Raw genomic sequence first — 20,573 nt, 5'->3', positions numbered from 1 at the left:
TCTGGCAGCTCGGTGGACCCCTTAGGCGCGGTTGGACCGCCCACACGCGGTTGGACCCCTGTAGCCGGCGGCTACCGCGGTCCACCGGGGGAATAGGGGTCCACCGGGGGAATAGCGGTCCAACTGGCTTTAGTTGGGGCGCGCGGAGGCCGCCGCCCGGGCGGCCGCCGGTGCCGCCGCCGCGATGCGCTCGACCTCGGCGTCGCCGTGGGCGGCCGAGACGAACCAGGCCTCGAACACGCTCGGCGGTAGCGCCACCCCGGCGTCGAGGAAGGTGTGGAAGAACGGGGCGAAGCGCCACGTCTCCTGGGCGCGGGCGGCGTCATAGTCGCGTACGCCCTCCGCGGCGGCCGCGGGGCCGAACATGACGGAGAACAGCGAGCCGGAGTACTGCACCCGGTGCGGCACCCCCTCATCCTCCAGGGCGGCGCCGACGATCGCCCCGATCTCGCGGGCGCGGTGCGCGACCGTGGAGTACACGCCATCATCGGCCAGGGCGAGTGTGGCCAGGCCGGCGGCCGTCGCCAGCGGATTCCCGGACAGGGTGCCCGCCTGATAGACGGGACCGAGCGGCGCCAGCAGCTCCATCACGTCGGCGCGGCCGCCCACGGCCGCCAGCGGCATGCCGCCCCCGATCACCTTCCCGAAGGTGAACAGGTCTGGCACCCAGGCCGCCCGCTGGCGCCAGTTGGCGTCGTTCCCGTCCGGGCCGCCGGGCCAGGAGGGTGAGGGCTGCGTGTGAGCACCCGGATCGGCCACCTCCGCCTCCCAGCCGTCGACCGCCTCCAGGCCCCAGAATCCCGCCGGGCCCACCCGGAAGCCGGAGAGCACCTCGTCGGCGATCATCAGGGCGCCGTGCTCCGCCGTCACCCGGCGGATGGCCGCGTTGAAGCCGGGCGCGGGCGGAACCACGCCCATATTCGCCGGCGCCGGCTCGGTGATGACCGCGGCGATCTCCTCCCCGCGGGCGGCGAAGCAAGTCTCCAGGGCGTCCACGTCGTTGTACGGCAGGACCAGCGTTTGCGCGGCCACCGCCTCCGGCACTCCGGCAGAACCCGGAAGCCCGCCCGTGGCCACGCCCGAGCCGGCCGCCGACAGCAGACCGTCGCTGTGACCGTGGTAGCAGCCGGCGAACTTCACCACCAGGTCGCGGCCCGTGGCGCCGCGTGCCAGCCGCACCGCGGTCATGGTCGCCTCGGTGCCGGTGGACACCAGCCGCAGCCGCTCCACCGGCGGCACCCGGCGCCGCACCGCCTCGGCCAACGCGGTCTCCGCGGCAGTGGGCGCCCCGAAGGACAGTCCCCGGGCGGCAGCCGCCTGCACCGCCGCCACCACCTCCGGATGGGCGTGGCCGAGCAGCGCCGGCCCCCAGGAACCGACCAGGTCCACGTACTCGCGCCCCTCGGCGTCAGTAACGCGCGCGCCGCGGGCGCTGGTGATGAAGGCGGGCGTGCCGCCCACCGAGCCGAAGGCGCGCACCGGGGAGTCCACGCCGCCGGGGATCACGGCGTGGGCGGCGGCGAACAGGTCGGCATTGGTGGCTGACGGCATATGGGCTCCTGAGCTGGTTGCGGTCTAGGTCGGTTGCCTGGCGGCAGCCTACGGCCTTATTTGGCTCCGCCAAGATGATGAAACTGTCCATCGGTGACCACTTTGAGCCAGTGATCCGCAATGGATCGCGGCAATAATGGCTTAATTCCGGGGAAAACGTGCTCGCTGCCGGGGGTGCGCCCGCGGCCGAATCGTCAAAGTGGGCACCGATGGACACTTTCACCGCTGCGCGTGCAGTCGCTCGGCCACCTCGCGCGCCCAGTAGGTCAGCACGCAGTCCGCGCCGGCGCGCACGATCCCCAGCAGCGACTCCATGATGACGCGCTCGCGGTCGATCCAGCCGTTGGCGGCGGCCGCCTCCACCATCGCGTACTCGCCGCTGACCTGGTAGGCGGCCACCGGCACCGGGCTGGCCGCGGCCACGTCCGCCAGCACGTCCAGGTAGGGGCCGGCCGGCTTGACCATCACCACGTCGGCGCCCTGCTCCACATCCAGCAGCACCTCCCGCAGCCCCTCGCGGCGGTTGGCGGGATCCTGCTGGTAGGTGCGCCGATCACCCTTGAGGGTGGAGCCGACCGCCTCCCGGAACGGCCCGAAGTAGGCGGAGGCGTACTTGGCCGAGTAGGCCAGGATGGTGACGTCGTCATGCCCGGTGGCGTCCAGGGCGGCGCGGATCGCCGCCACCTGCCCGTCCATCATGCCGGAGGGGGAGACCATGTGCGCCCCGGCCTCCGCCTGGGAGACGGCCATCGCCTGGTAGAGGGCGAGCGTGGAGTCGTTGTCGATCTCACCGGCGCGTGGGTCCCCGTCGGGCCGCACCAGACCGCAGTGGCCGTGGGAGGTGAACTCGTCCAGGCAGGTGTCGGCGCACACCACCAGCGCGTCCCCGACCTCCGCGCGCACCGCGGCCACCGCCCGGTTGAGGATGCCGTCCTCGGCCCACGCCTGTGAGCCGGTCGCGTCGCGCGTGGCGGGCACCCCGAACAGGTCGATGGCGCCCACGCCCGCCTCGGCGCAGGCGGCGGCCTCCCGCCGGATCGAGTCCAGCGTGTGCTGGACGACGCCGGGCATGGCACCGATCGGGGTGGGCTCACCGATGTCCTCGCGTACGAAGGCCGGCAGGATCAGCTGGGCGGGGTCGATGCGGGTCTCGGCCACCAGCCCGCGCAGGGCCGGCGTGCGCCGCAGGCGCCGGGGGCGGACGGTCGGGATGGCGGGTGCGGGCACGCCCCGCGAGGTGAGCAGGTCGGCGGCCGGGGAGGTGGCGGGGTTGCGCGGGTCGGGCAGGGGCAAGGTGGATGTTGTCTGGGTCATTGCAGCAGCCTCCTCAGGCATGCGGGCGAGTGGTGGAGGATGTGATTTCAGTGTGGTGGATCCGGCAGCGTCGTGGCTAAGGCGTCGCGGATCGCCTCCGGGGTCGGGCGGGCCGCCACCGCGTCCACGCGCACTCCGGCAGCGCGCGCGGCCGCGGCGGTCGGGGCACCGATGGCGACCACACGCGTGGCGGGCGGAGGCGGCCCGACCAGGCCGAGCAGAGCCCTTGTGGAGGAGCCGGCCACCAGCACCACCGCGTCAAAACCGCCGCCCGCCCACTCGGCGGCGAACCCCTCCGGCAGGTCGACGATGCGGACCGGCTCCATGGTGTAGGCGGGCACGGCATCGACCTGCCAGCCGGCCGCGGCCAGGCCTTCCCGCAATACGGGTGAGGACAGCGCCGAACCCGGCAGCAGCAGGCGGCGACCGGATGCGCCCGCCGCGCGGCCGGGGCCCCGGCTCAACTGGGGCAGCTCCAGCAGGGCGGCACCACTGCCCGCAGCGATGAGGTCGGGCTCGCGACCCAGTTGCTCCCGCACGGCTTGGGCCGTGCCCGCCCCGACGACGGCGAGTCCGGTGTGCATGGGCGCGTTGCTCGGCCGCCCGGTGTCACCGGGGGACAGGGCCGCGTCGTCGGCCTTCGCGCGGGGAGGGGTCTTTTCACGGCCGCTCAAGGAGCCCAGGGCGAAGAAGTCCAGGGTGCGCGCCGAGGTCAGCACCACCCAGGCGTAGCGGCCGGCCGCCAGCTGTGCGGCGGCGCGCATGCGGGGCTCGGCCGGCCCGGCGACGGCGCGGGTGACTCCCACGCACAGCACCCGGGCGCCCGCAGCCACCAGTGCGGCGGCGATGGCGTCGCCGGGCTTGGCGCGCGGCAGCAGGACGCGTCGCCCGGCCAGAGGGGTGGTTGCGGAGCCCGGCGCGGCGGTCGCCGGGCTCATGGCGCCTCCCGGCGGCCGCGGTCGGGCAGCTCGGCGTGCAGGTCGACCAGCTGTGCGGCGCCCGCCGACAGCAGTGCCTCGGCCACCGCCTCCCCGAGCCCGGCGGGCTCCGCCTGGTCTCCGACTGCCGACTCCCGCAACAGTCGCGTCCCATCCGCCGCGGCGACGACGGCGTCCAGTCGCAGCCCGCTGCTGCCGTCGGCGCGCGGCGCGGGCACGGCCACGGCCCCCACCGGTGCGGCGCAGCCCGCCTCCAGGCGCCGCATGAGGGCCCGCTCGGCGGTCACCGCCGCATGGGTGACCGGATCGTCCAACTCGGCGAGGGCGGCGGCCAGCGCCGCGGCCAGGCCAGGGTCGCGGCCGGCTCCGCCCACAAGGGGTTCCACGCCGGCTGCGACGCCGCTCGGGTCTGCTCCGGCCCCGGCTTCGTCCCGCGTCTCCAGGGCCAGCGCGCCCTGCGCGGGTGCCGGCACCATGACGGGCGCCGGGTCGGCCGGGTCAACGACGCCCGCTCCCGCAATTACGGTCTGGGGCAGTGCGAGCGGCTGGGTCGCGTAGCCGTCCAGACCCAGGCGGCGCAGACCCGCCAGCGCCAGCACCACGGCGTCCAGGTCGGGTTCGCGCACCGCGCCTAGTGGGCCGTCCGCACCCACCACCGCTCCAACCACCCGCGACAGCCGCGTGGGCACGTTCCCGCGCACGGGCACAACCTCCAGATCGGGGCGCACGGCCAACAACTGTGCGCCGCGCCGCGGCGAACCGGTGCCGACCCGCGCCCCACGGGGCAGGTCCGCGAGGGTGCGCCCGTCCGCCGTGCACAGGGCGTCGCGCGGGTCCTCGCGGGCCGGCACCGCCGCCATGCGCAGGCCCGGCACCGCGGCGGTGGGCAGGTCCTTGCAGGAGTGCACCGCCAGGTCGCAGGCGCCCGCCAGCAGCGCCTCGCGCAGCGCCGCCGCAAACACGCCTACGCCGCCCAGCCGCGTCAGCGGGGTGGCGTCCACGTCACCGCGGGTGCGGATTTGGACCAGCTCCACCTCCAGGTCGGCGCCGATCCGCCGGGAGGCCGCGGCCAGCGCCCGCGCCACCTGGGTGGACTGGGCGACCGCCAGCGCCGAGCCGCGGGTGCCCAGGCGCACCGTCCGCGCCGCCGGTCCGCCCGCCCCGATCGTGGTGCCGGTGTTCATACGCGCCCCTCCGGTGTGACGACGCGGCTCGTACTGTCCGCTCCCGCGAGCGCGGCCGCCTGCTCCCGGGCATGGGCGACGACGGCGGCGATACCGGTCCCGGCCACCCACGCCCCGGTGACCGCCAAGCCCTCCAGCGGGGCGACCTCGGCCAGCAGGCGCCGGGTGCGCTCGCGGTAGGCGGGCGTCACCGGCGGCAGCGTCCCGTCCCAGCGCACCAGCATCGAGTCGATCACGTCGGCCCGGGGGATGCGCACCCCGGTCAGCACGGCGACGTCGTTGAGAACATCGTCCAGTTCCACCTGCGGGCGCGGCTCACCCGGCCGCCCGTAGGACAGCCGCAGCGCATGTACCTCGTCCTGCTCGGGGGCCGCCCCGCCGTGCAGGCGCCGCAGCTCCTCCCCGATCCACGGCCACTTGACCGACAGGTGCGACAGCGCCTTCGCCCGCACCGGCACCTGCCCGGGCGCGGCCGGGGCCACCAGCAGGCCGGAGCCGACCGGCGCGCCCCTCAGCTCCGGGGCGCGAGCCACCAGGGTGAAGCGCGCGATCGGCGAGCCGACCGGCACCTCCAACGCGGTGTCCACGCCCGGCGCACCCGCCAGCAGCCGCAGCGCCGCAGTCGCCGAGCAGGCCAGCATCACCCGCCGTGTGCGCACCACCTGCTCCGGCCCGGCGGCCACCGGTTCGGCCGACGGCGTCGCCCCCCGGGTGGTCGGGGCGATCCCCACCTCCCAGCCGTCGTCGGCCGGGCGCAGCCACTGGGCGCCGGTGCGGGTGAGTACCCGCCCGCCTGCCGCCTCGATCGCCGCCCGCAGGGCATCGGTCAGGCGGAACAGGCCGCCCGCGACCGTCACGTCCGCGGCGCCGCCGCCGCGCCGCCGGGCTCGCCGCCGCTCCAGCATTTCGCCGACGGCGGCCTGCAACGAGCCCAGCCGGGCGGTGGCCTGACGCAGGCCGGGCGCCACCGTGTCGGCGGCCAGGTCGGCCGGGTCGGCGGTGTGAATGCCGGCCACGATCGGCCGCACCAGCCGGTCCAACACCGCCTCGCCCATGCGGGTGCGCACGAATGCGGCCAGGTCGGCCGGGTCCTGCGGGGAAGTGCCCACGGATCCAGCGAGCTCGGCGTCGCGGGCCGCCCGGGCGGCCCCGTCGGCTCCGATGACGGCGACGACGTCGTCGGCCAGTGGATCGGCGGGAATGCCCAGGTAGGCGTCGCGCAGGAAGCGATGCAGGCCCCAGCCGCGCGCCGGGTCCGGCTCGGCGCCGGGTCCGGCGTCGGCGCCGCCAAGGGGCGGCAGGAACAGGCGTGCCCCGCCGCCTGAGGGCCCGACTACCTCCAGTCCGAGTGTGTCGACCATTTGTGTGATCGCGTCGCCGCGGATGACGAAGCCCTCCGCCCCCAGGTCCATGCGCACCCCGCCGATGGCGCCGCCGGCCACGAGCCCGCCGGTGTAACCGCGCGCCTCGATCAGCAGCGGCCGCAGCCCGGCGCGCGTCAGCTCCCAGGCGGCCGCCAGCCCGCCGATGCCGCCGCCGACCACCAGGGCGTCGTATGTGACCGGTGTCTGCTGCGAATAGCTCATGCCTGACCATCCCATCCCGCCAATGCGGTGCGTTCCCAACTCTGCGAGCCGTGCACGCGCGCCACCACCCGGGTGAGCACGTCCGGGTCCGTGTGCGGCGGCACCCCGTGGCCGAGGTTGAACACGTGGCCGGGCGCGGCCCGGCCCGCCTCCAGGCAGGCGTCCACGCCCCGCGCCAGCGCCTGCCACGGGGCCCCCAGCAGCGCCGGGTCCAGGTTGCCCTGCACCGGGCGGTCCCCGACCTGCCGGCCGGCCTGAGCCAGGTCGGCGCACTGGTCCACGCCGACGGCGTCGGCCCCGGTGCGGTGCAGTTCGGGCAGGAGGTGGCCGGCGCGGGTGGCGAAGTGGATTGCGGGGGCCACCCGCCCGGTGGTGGGGGATACCGCCTCGCGGGCAACGTCGAGGGCGAGTGCCGAGTAGGGGGCGACCTTTTCCCGGTAGTCGGCGGCGGGCAGGACACCGGCCCAGGAGTCGAACAGCTGCACGGCGGCCGCGCCCGCGCGCACCTGCGTGGCCATGAATGCGCCGGTCAGGTGCGCGGCCCAGGTCATGAGCCGGTCCCAGGCGTCCGGGTCGGCGTGCATGAGCGTGCGGGCGGCCAGGTGGTCGCGCGACGGGCACCCCTCGGCCAGGTAGGCGACCAGGGTGAACGGCGCCCCGCCGAAGCCGAGCAGCGGCGTCCAGCCGGCCCCGCCCCGCGATTCGGCCAGGCCCGCCCGGGCCCGGGGGGACAGTGCGCCCGGCGCGGAGTCGGCCGGCCGCTCTGGAGTGCCCAGTTCGGCTACGACGCCGCGGGCGGCCGCCTCCACGGCCGCCACCCCGGCGGCGCCGTCGAGCGCCACGCCGTCGGCGCCGGTTCCCGCCCGTTCGGCCTCCCCGTAGCGGCGGGACACCAGGCGGCGCACCTGGGCGGCGTCGCGCACCGGGGTGTCCAGCAAGGGGCCGACCCCGGGCTCGATGCGCACCTCCACGCCCGCCAGCCGCAGCGGCACCATGATGTCGGAGAAGAGGACGGCGGCGTCCACCCCGTGACGCCGCACCGGCTGCACGGTGGCCAGCGCCGCCAGCTCGGGCCGCAGGCACGCGTCCAGCATGGACGCCCCCGCCTGGGCGCGCAGCACCCGATACTCCGGCAGCGAGCGCCCCGCCTGCCGCATGAACCACACGGGTGTGCGCGTCGGCCGCCGGCCGGCCAGCGCCTCCAGCAGGGCCGGCCGGTGCTCATCGCCGCCGCGCGCCCCGGCGGAATTCCGCACGGAAATTGTCACGAAATGGTCCTCGTCCTCGCGGAAATGACGCGACGTGGCGTTGCTAAGCAACCCCTAACAAAATGGCTCGGCCGGTCGGTCGAACATTCCCGCAATCACTATTCTCGGCTGGAATGGCGCGGTTTCTCCCGTATCGGACGGGTCGTCGGAAAGGTTTTCTGACGGCCCGTCGGAATAGGGGGCGGCCGTGCCGGTGATAATTGTGCCCCGAACGGCATCCAATGCTTAACTACCACCCGCTGTGACGATTCATCTCCTCTCCGCCGACCACCGCACCCAGGGCCTCGACGCGGTCGCCCGCCTGGGCGCCACCGCCGCGCACCTCGGCCCCGACCTGATGGGCGCCGTCCCCGCGCTGCGCGGCGTCATCGTCCTGGGCACCTGTAACCGGCTCGCCCTCCTGCTCGACGCGCCCAAGGCCGTCGCCGCGGACGGCCTGCGCCGACAGGTGACGGACGGCCTGGCCCGGCGCGCGGATCTGCGCGCCGACGCCGTCGACCTGACCGCCTGGTGCGGCACGGACGCCGTCTCCCAGCTGTTCGCGACCGCCGCCGGACTGGAGTCCATGGTGGTGGGTGAGCGTGAGATCGCCGGGCAGCTGCGCCGCGCCATGCGGGTCGCCGCCGAGGAGGACACCCTGTCGACGGACCTCACCCGCGCCGTCGAGCACGCCTCCACGACCTCCCGCCGCGTCGCCCACGAGACCGGTCTGGCCGGCAACGGCCGCTCCGTCGTCGCCGTCGGTATCGACCTGGCGGCGCGCCACCTGCCGCCGCTGCCGGGCGTGCGGGTCCTGATCGTCGGCACCGGCGCCTATGCGGGCGCCACCGTCACCGCCCTGCGCCGCCGCTGTGTCACCGACATCGCCGTCTACTCCCGCTCCGACCGGGCGCAGGCCTTCGCCGTAGGCCGGGGCCTGCGGGCCGTGACCGACGCCGAGCTCCCCGGCGCGCTGGAGGCGGCCGACCTGGTCATCACCTGCCGGGGCCTGGGTGCGCCCGTGCTCACCCGGCAGCTCGTGGCCCCCGCCGTCGCCGGGCGCGGGCGGGTCTCCGACGCCGCTGCCGCCGAGGCGACCGGCCGGCGCCCCCTGGTGGTGCTCGACCTGGCGCTGACCCGCGACGTGGAGGTGGCGGTCGGCTCCCTGCCCGGCGTGAAGCTGATCGACCTGCCCAGCGTGCAGCGCGCCGTGCCCGCGGCCGAGGCGCGGCAGGTCGACGCCGCCCGCCGCATCGTCGACGAGGAGACCGCCCTGTTCGAACGCATGCTGTGCGGCCGGCGCATGGACCCGGTCGTGTGCTCCCTGCGCAGTCACGTCGCGGAACTGGTGGAGGAGGAGGTCGCCCGCCTGCGCGTGGTCGACGGCCGTGTGGACGCCGGTGACGCCGCCCGCGCCCTGCACCACCTGGCCGCCCGCATGCTGCACCATCCCACGGTCGCCGCCCGCGCCGCCGCCGAGGCCGGCCGCGGCCAGGACTACCTCGACGCCCTCAACCTGCTGCTGGGTGTAGAAATCGCCGCGGACCTGCGCGAAGCCGCGACCCCGGGAGAGGCTCGATGAGCCCCACCGCCGGCGATCCGCTCGCCCCCTACGACGCCGTCCTGCTGCTGTCCTACGGCGGCCCCGAGGGCCCCGACGACGTGCTGCCCTTCATGCGCAACGCCACCGCCGGGCGGGGCGTGCCCGACTCCCGGCTGCGCGAGGTCTCCGGCCACTACGGCCGCTGGGACGGCGTCTCCCCGATCAACGCCCGCAACGCCGAACTCCTGGATGCGTTGCGCGCCGAGCTGGCCGCCCGCGGGAGCCGGGTGCCCGTGGCGATCGGCAACCGCAACTGGCACCCCTTCGTCTCCGAGGCCCTGCGCGAGCTCGCCGACGGCGGCGCCCGCCGCATCCTGGCCCTCACCACCGCCGCCTACGCCTCCTACTCCGGCTGCCGCCAGTACCGGGAGGACGTCGCCGGCGCGCTCGCCCTCCTGGCTGCCGGTGAGGACGGTTCCACCGGGCGCGGTCGGGAGACGGACGCCGCCGCCCGCGTCGGTGGCGCCGGGGGCGCGCCGGTGGAGCTGGTGGTGGACAAGACCCGCCCCTTCTACAACACGCCGGGCATGCTGGCCGCCAACACCGACGCCATTGTCACCGCCTTCAACCAGTTGGTGGCCGACGGCGTGAGCGCCGACGGCATCCGGCTGGTGCTGGTCACCCACTCCATCCCGGAGTCCATGGAGCGCCTGTCCGCGCCCACCGCCGAGGAACGCGCCTCGGGAGGGAGTGCTATCGGAGGGGCCGGAGAGGTCTCCGAAGGCGTGGCGGGGCTGGCGGGAGCGCCGCGAGGAACGAGCGGCGCGGATGGTAGCCGAGGAGAGCTCTCCGGCCCCTCCCGCGAGTCCTGGGGGACCGGGGAGGCCCCCGAAGGCGTGGCGGGGCTGGCGGGAGCGCCGCGAGGAACGAGCGGCGCGGATGGTAGCCGAGGGGGGCTCCCCCACCCTTCCCTCCCTGAGCCCGGCGTTGCCGCGGACCTGTCCACCGAGATCTCCTACGTCGCCCAGCACGAGCGCCTGGCCGCGGTGCTGCTGGACGCCGTCGCCGCCCGCCTGGGCAGGCGCCCGCAGGCGGACCTGGTCTACTGCTCCCGCTCCGGCCCGCCCCAGGCCCGCTGGCTGGAGCCCGACGTCAACGATCACCTCGAGGCACTGGCCGCCGGGCGCCTGACCGACGGGCGGGCTGTGGCGGTGCCGGCGGGCGTCGTCGTCGCCCCCATCGGCTTCGTGGCCGACCACATGGAGGTCGTTTTCGACCTGGACACCGAGGCCCGCGATACCGCCGCACACCTGGGCCTGCCCTACGTGCGCGCGGCCACGGCCGGCACGCACCCTGAGTTCGTGGCTTCCCTGGCCGACGTGCTCGCCGAGCGGGCCGCCGTCGCCCGGGGCGAGGACGTGCGCCCCGAGTCCACCACCGGCACCGGTCCCTTCCACACCGTCTGCCCTCCCACCTGCTGTCGGCCCGCCGCCCGGCCCGCCGGGCACCCGAGCGGAAAACACTCCCAAACCACCACCCACCAGTAATCGACGAAGGAGACACCATGAGCGACCACGAGAACTCTCACCCCGAAGTCGACTCCGGTCAGGGCGCCCCGCGCCTGCACCGTTTCGAGGATGAGGAGCGCCGCCCCTTCCACGACCCGCGCGACGCCGCCGAGGTCGACTTCGACGCCGTCAACAACAACAATCACTACGCCCTGTTCGCCGTCTACCGGTTGGCGGCGCCGCTGCCGCCGCTGGAGGACACGCGCCGTCGCCTGGTGGGGGAGTCCACCCACTTCGTGGACGTATCCGAGGTGACCACGCGCGGCTGGTACGACGTGGCCGGCTTCCGCTCCGACGCCGACCTGATGGTCTGGTGGCTCGACGACGACCCGGAGAAGCTGCAGGACGCCAACCACCGGCTGCGCGCCAGCGCCCTGGGCCGCTACCTGGAGCCGGTGTGGTCCTGCATGGGCCTGCACACGCCCGCCGAGTTCAACCGCAAGCACATCCCCGCCTGCTTCGGCGGTGTGGCGCCGCGCGATTGGTGCATGGTCTACCCCTTCGTGCGCAGCTACGACTGGTACCTGCTGGCGCCCGAGGAGCGCTCGCGGATCATGGCCGCCCACGGCCGCAACGGCTTCTCCAAGTACCCCGACGTCAAGGGCTCCACGCTCGCCGCCTTCGGCATGAGCGACTACGAGTGGGTGCTCGGCTTCGAGGCCGACTCCCTGGACCGCCTGGAAGGGGTCATCCACCGCCAGCGCTACACGGAGGCCCGCCTGCACGTGCGCGTGGACACCCCCTTCTACACCGGCTGCCGCGTCAGCCCCCACGAGTGGGCCGAACGCCAGCCCCGCGCATGAGCACCGCCACGCGCCCCCGCACCGCCCGGCCGGTGCGCATGCCGCACCACGACCCGGCGCAGCGCCCCATGCTGGTGACCTGGGAGTCCACCCGCGCCTGCCAGTTGGCCTGCCGCCACTGCCGGGCCGTCTCCCGGCCCCTGCGCGACCCCCGCGAGCTGACCACCGCCGAGGCCAAGGCCCTCATGGATGAGGCCGCCTCCTTCGGCAAGCCGGCGGTCATCTTCATCATCACCGGCGGGGACTGCTTCGAACGCCCCGACCTGGCTGAGCTGGTCGCCTACGGCAGTGGCCTGGGCCTGCACATGGCCGTGTCCCCCTCCGGCACGGACAAGCTGAATAAGCAGTCCCTGGCCCGCATTCAGGACGCGGGCGCCGGGGTCATCTCCCTGTCGCTCGACGGCGCCACCGCCGCCACCCACGATGCCTTCCGCGGCGTGGAGCGCACCTTCGACCGCACCGTCGCCGGCTGGCAGGCGGCCCGCGAACTGGGCATGAAGGTGCAGATCAACTCCGTCGTCGCCCGCCACAACGTCCACGAGCTGCCGGACATCGCCGCGCTCGTGCGCGAGTACGGGGCGATGACCTGGTCCGGGTTCCTGCTGGTGCCCACGGGCCGTGGGGTGGACCTGGGCAGCCTGGACGCCGCCGAGATCGAGGACGTGCTCAACATCTTCTACGACATGGGCGAGGCGGTGCCCGCCAAGACCACCGAGGGGCACCACTTCCGGCGCGTCTCCCTGCAGCGCTACGCGCTGGCGCAGCGGGGCATCGAGGGTGAGGACATGATCGCCGCCATGCACCTGGGGCCGCTGTATCGCAGCCTGCGGGAGCGGATCGTGGAGCTGGGCCTGGACCACGGCGAGCGGCGGCGTCGGCCCCCGATCACCGTCTCCAGTGGCAACGGCTTCATGTTCATCTCCCACATCGGCGACGTCACCCCCTCCGGCTTCCTGGAGAAGAGCGCCGGCAACGTGCGCGAGGCCTCCCTGACGGAGATCTACCGCAACAGCGAGGTCTTCACCGGGGTGCGGGACACCTCCCGGCTCAAGGGCAAGTGCGGGGCCTGCGAGTACAACCGTGTGTGCGGCGGCTCGCGGGCGCGGGCCTTCAACAGCACCGGGGACCTGCACGCGGAGGAGCCCCTGTGCGCCTACCAGCCCGGCTCCTTCCCCTACCCCGAGGACGTGAAGGCGCTGCTGAGCGCGCCCGCGCGTTCGGGACGACCCGCCTGAACGCATGCCGGTGCCGATGAGCGCGGGGGCGGGGGAGCCCGCTAGCTCGCGGACCTCGGTGCCTCGCGCACGCCTTCCCCGTCCATCACGAGCTTTTGCACCCTGGTGTGCGGCAATTTCCCACACACCAGGGTGCAAAAGCTCGTAGCAGAGGGCGGGGGCGCTATCGTGCGAAGGAGTCGGCCAAGGGCGGGAAGCCGGCCCAAGGACGGGAGGACGCATGCCCCTGGAACTCGTATTCGATCGCGTGGGCTTCGCCTACGGCGGCACACGCGAGCGCGTCATCTACCGGGACGTTGCCTGTCGGCTCGCGGCCGGGCGGCTGTACGCGGTGATGGGGCCCTCTGGTTCGGGTAAGACCACCCTGTTCCGCCTGATTACCGGCGAGCTCGAACCGGATACCGGAACGATCGAGCTGGCGGGCACCGGCGGTGCCCGGCGCGTGTCCCAGGTCTACCAGGACTACCGGCTGGTCCCGTACCTGACCGCGGTCGAGAACGTGAAACTGGCACAGGAGTTCGCCTCCGCGGGTGGCGGCGTCGGTACCTTCCCCGACGCCGCCGCACTGCTGGACAAGCTCGGGCTCGCCGGGCAGGCCAACGCCGCAGTGGGTAGCCTCTCGGGCGGTGAGCAGCAGCGGGTAGCCATCGCCCGCGCACTGGCTACCGCCCCGCAGGTCCTGCTCGCCGACGAGCCGACCGGCGCGGTCGACGAGCAGGCCACGAGGGAGATTGCCCGGCGCTTCGCCGACCTGGCCCACGACGACGGCCTGCTGGTGCTGGTAGCCACGCATGACCCGGTGGTGGCCGAGTATGCCGACGTGGTGCTGCGCATCCACGACCACGACCTCGTAGCCGAACCTTCCTCGGTGGGCGCCATGACGGGCGGGGCCCAGCGGTGACCCGTCTGCAGTTGCGGGTCATTACCCGCTCGGTGCGTGCGCATCCGGGACTGTTTGCCGCGGCACTGCTGCTATCCGGCGTGCTGGCGCTGTTCGGCTCCCTGCTGCTGAGCGGCAGGGCCACCTTCCTGGCCACGGTGGAGGCCGGGGCGCGCGCCGAATTCGGCGGCTACCGCTACCAGGTCAGCGGCGACAGCGACGAGCTGTCCGAGCGCATGCGCGCGCTGGCGGACGAAGGCCAGGCGGTGGCCGTGCTGCGCATCAGCGCAGCCCTGAGCGGGCCGCAGGCCGTCTCCGATGCGCAGGTGTCCGTGCTGAGTGGGCCCTCCCGCACCGGCGTGCTCGCGCAGGGCGTCTATCCGCGCGCCGACGGCGAGGCCTCCATTTCCGCAGAGGTCGCACGGCGCACGGGCCTGAGCGTGGGCGACCGCCTGGAATGGACTTCGGAGGATCTTCCCGAAGGCACAGCCGAGTACACGGTTACCGGCATTACCCGCAATCCCGCCGCGCCGGATGAGCCCACGGCCGTCGCGGTATCCGGCGAGGTCCTGGATGCCGGCGCGGCGATCTCCTCCTGGCTCAGTGACGCCGACCCGTGCGAACAGATCGGGGTGGGTAAGCAGTGTGGTAGCGGTGCGGTAACGGTAGCTGGGGTCGACTATGCCGTTCGGTCTGCCGTGCAGGAGGTCAGTTCCCGGCAACTGGCCGGGTTCCCGGTGCTGTTGGCGCTACTGCTGCTGAGCGCCGGCGCCGCCTGCGGCGCCGCCCTGGCCGCGGATCGGCCCCATGCCGGTCGCGTCGCCGGGGCGCTGCGGGCCGCGGGGGCGACGCCACAGCGTGCAACGGTGCTGGCCGGCGCGGGCATGCCGCTGACACTCCTTGTGGGCAGCGTTCTCGGGATCATCGCCGCCCAGGTGTCCCTCGGCGTCGGCCACGGGGCCATTGGCACGGCGCTAGGACAGTACTGGGACGGCTACCGTCCGGCACTGTTGCAGACTCTGGGTCTGGTCTTGGCCTGGCTGCTGCTCGCCGCCGCGGTGGGGGCACTGCCGGACCGGCTGCGCCGCTGGTCAGCCGACACCAGGGGTGCGGCCTGGCACCTACGCCCCGTTTACGGGGTGGCGCTGGGCGCGGTGGGCGTGATCGCGGCGGTGGTGCTCGTCTACCTGCGCGTCGCCGAGCCCCACCGCGTGCTGACCGGTCACATCCTGGGTGTGATCGTGGGGGCGCTGGCCGCCCCGGTGCTGCTGCTCAGCCTGCCGTGGCTGCGGCGCAAGCCCACCGCGGGCACGGCCGTGCGCCACTGCCTCACGGTGGCACTGCCCGTGCTCATGGCCACCATGATGTTCACCGGCTTCGCCGCCTTCTACAGTGCGAGCCTCCACTTCGCTAACGGGACCGATGGGCGAGAGGATCAGACGCTGACGGTGGAGAGACTGACCGCGCAGGACGTCGCCGTGCTTACCACCACCTACCCGCAGGCCATGGAGTCGGCGCTGGTATTCACCGAGTTGCGTGAGGACCAGCGGCGGCCGCGGGTGGCTCCGGCGGGAAAGTCGGACTGCACCGACGCCATGTGCTTCACCGCCCTGGGGCTCATTGCGCTCGCGCCTGAGGATGGGCCCGCCTCCGCACTGGCCGGCACAGCGGCAACAGAGTTGCTGGACGGCGGTGCCGAGGACCGGGCAACGCGCGTCTTCTTCACTCTGGCCACGGACCAGGTGGAGGAGACCGCCGAGGTGACGGGGCTGTCCCCGTCGAATCTGCTGGACAGCCAGTGGCTGCCCGACGTGGTGCTCGCCGCCGACGACCCGCAGGTGGAGGCGCTGGGGCTGGAGCCATCGAACGTGCGCACGATCTACCTGCCGGAATTCGGCTCCCTGCCCGACGATGAGCGTGATGCCTTCCGCAGCGACGTCATCACCCGCGCCGGCTACGCCTTTGTAATCGAGCCGGACTCGCCGGAGCAGCGCCAACTGATGCGGCAGGCCCTCGCCCTGCCGATTGCGGCAAGCCTGGTAGCGGTGATCGGCCAGGGGCTGGCAGCGATCACCTTCCTGGGGCGGCTGCGGCCCGTGCGCCTGCAGGCGCGGGACCACGGCGTCGGCAGGCGCGGGCAGTGCGCCCTGGCGGTGCCACTGAGCCTGAGCGTGGTGGCGTGCACGACCGTGGCGGCTCTGCTCGGCCGCTTCGGGGCGCAACCTGCGCTGATAATGAACAATCCCCTGGTGACCGGTTCCTTCGGCTGGTGGTGGGCCATCCCCATCGCGGCGTCGGCGGCGGTGGCCGTCGGCCTGCTGGTGGCCGCGGCCCGTACGCCCCGCAGCCAGGGCGACGATTAAGCGGGCGCCTCGCACACGCCTTCCCCGTCCATTCAGAGCATGTTGGCGGGGTTTGGCGGGGTGAGCCCGCTAGCTTGCGGACCTCGGTGCCTCGCGCACCTCGGCCAGCCACGGGCAGCGGCGTCGCAGCAGGTGTTCGAAGCGCGCATGCATGGTGATCACGGCTGCCGGGCAGTCCCGGCAGGCGCCCTCCAGGGCCACCTCGACGACGCCGTCGGCCACCTTCTGCACGGTGAAGGAGCCGCCGTGGGCCGCGGCGATCGCCCCCACCGGCCCGACGGCGATCTCCCGGGCCGCCGCCTCCAGCGCCTCGTCCGGCCCCACCCCGACGGCGCCCGCCGCCGGCTTCCACGCCCCGGGTGCGCCGAGCGCGTCCACCAGGGCGGTGCGCACCCGGGCGCCGTCGTCCCGCCAACTGCGGCCCTCGCCCAGCAGCGTGAGCACCGCTCCGGGCACCACCTCAATGCCGGCCAGGGTGCCGTCGTCGAGCAGGGCCTGCAGCAGGCGCGGGGCGCGGGCTACGGTCCCGGAGAAGTCCAGCAGCCCGTCGGGGATCACCCAACGCAGCACGGCCGGGTCTGGGGTCGCCACGGGATGCGTGGGGACGACGCTCATGGCGGCTCCTTTCGGTGGGTTGGCGTGCGGCTGGACGATCCTGCCGTGCCGGATCGCTGCACCCTGGTCTCCCCGCGTACGGCTTACTCCGGTGCAAAGCGCAGGGTGGCGCTGCGTGATGGCGGCAAGAGTCGCATTTGTAGGTAGTTCGACAGTACCTGCTCACCACCAACGCGGAACGCCGCAGACAGACGCGCCTCGCGCAGTTCAGACACGTTCACGTGCTGCCAATCGATAGGGTGACCCGCACGTGTCGCGAGTCGGTCGATGTAGGCACTCTGTGAGCGGGTGTTGCCGTCGCGGAACGGATGACAGAATGTCAGCGTCCCCCAGCGATCCGCGAGCCTGTCAGCAAACTCCTTCTCTGGAAGACCTACCAGATAGTCTTCTTCCGCAAGCCGATCGAACAACGCATCAAGATACGGCTTGTAGAATTCCGATGGTGCGTACTGGAACGGCGTACCGCCCGCCCCAACCTCGTCTCCTACCTTCCGCAGTTCGCCCGCCCAATCCAGTACCGGGCTCATGAAACGCCGATGAATCGAGCGAAGATAATCAAGGTCGAGCCGATCAGGGATCGGCTCGAGCTGCAAAATCGCCCACTCCGCCGAGGCACTGATGTTCATCGCCCGATCGACACCGGCCTGCGTGATCAACCCAAGCTTGTTGCGGAGTACTCCTCCGCTTCCAGGGATCGTGTAGCGGTCGTCCTCAGCCACGGCCGGTAGCACACTCGTTCGCGCCAAGTTGCGCCAACGCATCCCGAACTTCTGCGCGCGCCGCCTCCGGCGACAGCTCGCCCGTCAGGATCCGGCGCGCGCGCCCCATGTCCTCCTCATCCGGGAAGTGACCAGCGAGCTGCTGGCCCTTCTCGATCAACGCGAGCGACTGCTCAACATCAACAATCGGGACAGTCTTGACAACCATCTCGAGGCTCCTCTCCTGCGCCCAGGCTACCGTCTTGAGTACAAGGGGTAAAGGACGAGTCCGGGCAGTTTCGGTGCGGCGGATGTGCGGCCTGGCCGCGCGGGCTGAACCGATCTCAGTACGTAGCTTCTACCGATCTCGGCGAGGGGGGCGGGGCCGGTGGCGCCGGTTCCGGGTCAAATGAGGGCGGCCACCACGGCGTGGGCGGCGGCCCCGGCCACCCACGCGAGCACGAACAGGTAGCCGTATGCGATCGCCGACCACTTCCAGGTGCCGGTCTCGCGGCGTATCGCCCCGGCGGTAGCCATGCACTGCATGGCGAAGACGAAGAAGGCCAGCACCGCCGCGACCGTCGCCGGGTTGAACAGGGGCTCGCCGGCGTGGGCCACCAGCGTGTCCTCGGAGTAGGTCATGGCCGCCAGCTGCGCACCCGGCTCCTCCGGGTCCCCGGCGGCCGCGATCTGCCCGAGCGTGGCGACCGCCGTCTCCCGGGCCACCAGGGAGGACATGACCGCCACGTTGATCCGCCAGTCGAAGCCCAGCGGCTCGAACACCGGCTGGATCGCCTTGCCGATGGATGCCGCCAGTGAGGAGTCCATGGTGTAGCTGGTGCGCTGGGCGTCCAGCAGCACCTGCAGCTCCTCGGGGTCGGTTACGACCGCGCCGTCGTCGTCCAGGACCGTGGAGGAGGCGGGGTCGGCCACGGCGGCGGCGATCGGCGCGCACTCGGCGCTGGTGTCGCAGTGGGCGGTGAACTCCGCCTCCGAGCGGGCGGGCACATTCAGCCCCACCCACACCAGGATGGTGGCCGCCAGGATGATGGTGCCCGCCTTCTTCAGGAAGCCCTTGCATGCGTCCCACACCATTAGGGCCACCGTGCGGGCGCGCGGCAGCCGGTAGGGCGGCATCTCCATGTAGAAGGGCAGCAGCACGCCGTCCCGGTCGGTCAGGCGCTTGACCACCCGGGCGGCCAGCATGGCCGCGACCGCCCCCGCCAGGTACAGGCCGAACATGATCGTGCCCGCCGCCCCGAACGGGCCAATGCGCTGGCCGGGGTCGACCAGCAGGGAGATCATGATGATGTAGACGGGCAGGCGCGCCGAGCAGGTCATCAGCGGCGCCGCCAGCATGGTGGCCAGACGGTCCTTGGCGCTGGGCAGCGTGCGGGTGGCCATGATGCCGGGGATGGCGCACGCCAGCGACGACAGCAGCGCCACGAAGGCGCGCCCCTCCAACCCCGCCCGGCTCATCACCCGGTCCATGAGGAAGGCGGCGCGCGACATGTACCCCACGCCCTCCATCAGGGCGATCAGCAGGAACATGGTGGCGATCTGCGGCAGGAACACCAGCACCCCGCCGACGCCGCCGATCACGCCGTCGGCCAGCAGCCCCGCCAGCAGCGGCGCGGGGGCGTCGAGCCAGGTGTGGACGGCGTCGCCCAGGAGCCCGAAGCCGGCCTCGATGGCGTCCTGGAAGGGGGCGGCCCAGGTGAAGATCGCCTGGAAGAAGGTGAACATGACCGCGAAGAACACCAGCGTGCCCCACAGCGGGTGCAGCAGTACTCGGTCGACGGCGGCGGTGCGCGAGTCGGGCACGGGGGCGGTGTAGTCGGCGGCGGCGAGGATCGAGGTCACCCAGGAGGTGCGCTCCGGGCCGCTGGTCGGTGGCGCGATGGGGGCGCGCGACCAGTCGCGCCAGGCGGCGAGGGTGCGGCGCAGCTGCGGGATGCCGGTGGTGCGGTTGCCGATCACCCGCACCGCGGGCACGCCGAGCGCCGCGCCCAGGGCCTCGACGTCGAGCCGGCCGCCGCGGCGAGTCAGCTCGTCGGTCATGGTGACTGCGAGCGCGGTGGGCAGGCCCAGGGCGAGGGCCTGTGCGACGAAGCCCAGGGAGCGGGACAGGGTGGTGGCGTCGACGACGACCAGCAGCGCGTCGGGCGGGGCGACGTCGTGGCAGTGGCCGGTCAGGACGTCGTGCACGACCCGCTCGTCGGGGCTGATGGGCTCCAGTGAGTAGGCGCCCGGCAGGTCCTCCAGGGCGAGGGTGAGCGGGTCGGAGCCGGTCTCGGCGGCGGAGAGCTCCAGGGCGCCCAGTGAGCGGGAGACCGTGACGCCCGGATAGTTGCCGGTCTTGGCGCGCAGGCCGGTGAGCGTGTTGTAGATGGAGGTCTTGCCCGCGTTGGGGGCGCCCGCCAGGGCGATGCGGGCGGCGTCGGCGTCAACGGGGCCGGAGGCGGCGCCGTGGGCGGCGCAGCCGCCGTGGCAGGAGGGTTCGTGGCAGGCGGGCATGTCGGTGGGAACCCCTACGGCGATCTCTGTCTTGCCCGAGGCCGTGTCGGCTTGGACGGTGGTGGTCATACGGAGGTCTCCGGTGCGGCGGGTGCTTGTGGGGTGGGTTCCGAAGGAGCGGGCACGGAGGCGGATGCGGAGGCAGGCGCCAGTACCTCCACGGACACCAGTGCGGCGTCACGACGGCGCAGGCTGATCTCATAGTCGGCCACGTGGTAGACCGTCGGGTCGCCCATCGGGGCGCGGCGGCCCACCTCGATTAGGCGTCCGGGCTCAAAGCCGAGGTCGGTCAGGCGCCGGGCCAGCGCCTCGCCGCGGGAGGCGGATACGGCTTTGATGCGGGCGTGGGTGCCGCGTCGCAGGGTGGTCAGGGGAACGATCGAGGCGGCGGGCCCGGATCGAGTTGTCGCGGCCGTGGCGGATGCGGCCATGTCTGACTCCTTGGTCCTGGTGACTCTCGCGGTGCGGGTCAGTCGGTGCGGATCGGCCGGGTGAACCGGACGGATCGCGGTGTCGAGTGGGCGCTGGCGT

17 protein-coding genes are annotated in these 20,573 nt (G+C 73.4%); 6 read left to right on the top strand and 11 right to left on the bottom strand.

Annotated features, from left to right (window positions below; translation table 11 throughout):
- Positions 1-129 precede the first annotated feature (129 nt).
- The 6 genes from C3B71_RS15125 to C3B71_RS15100 form a co-directional block, all read right to left on the bottom strand.
- Positions 130-1,551: a glutamate-1-semialdehyde 2,1-aminomutase gene (locus tag C3B71_RS15125; protein ID WP_108969186.1), complete on the bottom strand. Its 1,422-nt coding sequence runs from the start codon at positions 1,549-1,551 to the stop codon at positions 130-132.
- Between the two features lie 219 nt (positions 1,552-1,770).
- A complete protein-coding gene (gene hemB / locus C3B71_RS15120) occupies positions 1,771-2,865 on the bottom strand; it encodes a porphobilinogen synthase (protein ID WP_108969183.1) in 1,095 nt (364 codons plus the stop codon).
- Between the two features lie 47 nt (positions 2,866-2,912).
- Positions 2,913-3,803: a uroporphyrinogen-III synthase gene (locus tag C3B71_RS15115; RefSeq protein WP_108969181.1), complete on the bottom strand. Its 891-nt coding sequence runs from the start codon at positions 3,801-3,803 to the stop codon at positions 2,913-2,915.
- Positions 3,800-4,987, bottom strand: a complete 1,188-nt coding sequence (gene hemC / locus C3B71_RS15110; protein ID WP_108969178.1) for a hydroxymethylbilane synthase — start codon at positions 4,985-4,987, stop codon at positions 3,800-3,802. Before hemC ends, C3B71_RS15115 begins: the two co-directional genes overlap by 4 nt.
- The gene (locus tag C3B71_RS15105) at positions 4,984-6,573 is read right to left on the bottom strand and encodes a protoporphyrinogen/coproporphyrinogen oxidase (protein WP_108969176.1); all 1,590 of its coding nucleotides are present in this window, start codon (positions 6,571-6,573) and stop codon (positions 4,984-4,986) included. Before C3B71_RS15105 ends, hemC begins: the two co-directional genes overlap by 4 nt.
- Positions 6,570-7,841 (bottom strand): uroporphyrinogen decarboxylase, encoded by a 1,272-nt coding sequence (locus C3B71_RS15100; protein WP_234415960.1) that lies wholly within the window; start codon positions 7,839-7,841, stop codon positions 6,570-6,572. The genes C3B71_RS15105 and C3B71_RS15100 overlap by 4 nt, the downstream gene beginning before the upstream one ends.
- A 241-nt stretch (positions 7,842-8,082) precedes the next feature.
- Between C3B71_RS15100 and C3B71_RS15095 the strand changes: the two genes are divergently transcribed.
- From C3B71_RS15095 to C3B71_RS15065, 6 genes are all read left to right on the top strand, one after another.
- On the top strand, positions 8,083-9,402 hold the full coding sequence (locus tag C3B71_RS15095) for a glutamyl-tRNA reductase (protein WP_108969174.1): 1,320 nt from the start codon (positions 8,083-8,085) through the stop codon (positions 9,400-9,402).
- Complete coding sequence (locus C3B71_RS16650; protein WP_234415959.1) at positions 9,399-10,910, top strand: ferrochelatase; 1,512 nt, start codon at positions 9,399-9,401, stop codon at positions 10,908-10,910. The genes C3B71_RS15095 and C3B71_RS16650 overlap by 4 nt, the downstream gene beginning before the upstream one ends.
- Positions 10,911-10,927: 17 nt before the next feature.
- A complete protein-coding gene (gene hemQ, locus C3B71_RS15080; RefSeq protein WP_108969171.1) occupies positions 10,928-11,734 on the top strand; it encodes a hydrogen peroxide-dependent heme synthase in 807 nt (268 codons plus the stop codon).
- Positions 11,731-12,969: a TIGR04053 family radical SAM/SPASM domain-containing protein gene (locus tag C3B71_RS15075; protein WP_234415958.1), complete on the top strand. Its 1,239-nt coding sequence runs from the start codon at positions 11,731-11,733 to the stop codon at positions 12,967-12,969. Before hemQ ends, C3B71_RS15075 begins: the two co-directional genes overlap by 4 nt.
- A gap of 220 nt (positions 12,970-13,189) precedes the next feature.
- On the top strand, positions 13,190-13,870 hold the full coding sequence (locus tag C3B71_RS15070; protein WP_108969168.1) for an ATP-binding cassette domain-containing protein: 681 nt from the start codon (positions 13,190-13,192) through the stop codon (positions 13,868-13,870).
- A complete protein-coding gene (locus C3B71_RS15065; protein ID WP_108969166.1) occupies positions 13,867-16,212 on the top strand; it encodes a hypothetical protein in 2,346 nt (781 codons plus the stop codon). Before C3B71_RS15070 ends, C3B71_RS15065 begins: the two co-directional genes overlap by 4 nt.
- Before the next feature lie 69 nt (positions 16,213-16,281).
- Here C3B71_RS15065 and C3B71_RS15060 read toward each other — a convergent pair whose 3' ends face one another.
- The 5 genes from C3B71_RS15060 to C3B71_RS15040 all read right to left on the bottom strand — a co-directional run bounded on the left by C3B71_RS15060 (position 16,282) and on the right by C3B71_RS15040 (position 20,473).
- Complete coding sequence (locus C3B71_RS15060; protein ID WP_108969163.1) at positions 16,282-16,827, bottom strand: NifU family protein; 546 nt, start codon at positions 16,825-16,827, stop codon at positions 16,282-16,284.
- 83 nt (positions 16,828-16,910) lie between these two features.
- Positions 16,911-17,546, bottom strand: coding sequence for a Fic/DOC family protein (locus C3B71_RS15055; protein WP_108969161.1), 636 nt, complete (start codon positions 17,544-17,546; stop codon positions 16,911-16,913).
- Positions 17,539-17,754: a hypothetical protein gene (locus C3B71_RS15050; protein ID WP_073333878.1), complete on the bottom strand. Its 216-nt coding sequence runs from the start codon at positions 17,752-17,754 to the stop codon at positions 17,539-17,541. The genes C3B71_RS15055 and C3B71_RS15050 overlap by 8 nt, the downstream gene beginning before the upstream one ends.
- A 176-nt stretch (positions 17,755-17,930) precedes the next feature.
- On the bottom strand, positions 17,931-20,042 hold the full coding sequence (feoB, locus tag C3B71_RS15045; RefSeq protein WP_181574843.1) for a ferrous iron transporter B: 2,112 nt from the start codon (positions 20,040-20,042) through the stop codon (positions 17,931-17,933).
- 65 nt (positions 20,043-20,107) lie between these two features.
- Entirely contained in the window at positions 20,108-20,473 is a 366-nt protein-coding gene (locus C3B71_RS15040; RefSeq protein ID WP_108969156.1) for a FeoA family protein, read from the bottom strand.
- Between the last annotated feature and the right edge of the window lie 100 nt (positions 20,474-20,573).

This window comes from Actinomyces sp. Z16, assembly GCF_003111765.1.
In the GTDB taxonomy this organism is placed as follows: Bacteria; Actinomycetota; Actinomycetes; order Actinomycetales; family Actinomycetaceae; genus Actinomyces; species Actinomyces glycerinitolerans.
Note: the sequence above shows the minus strand (reverse complement) of the source record. Positions and strands in the feature narration are given on the sequence as shown.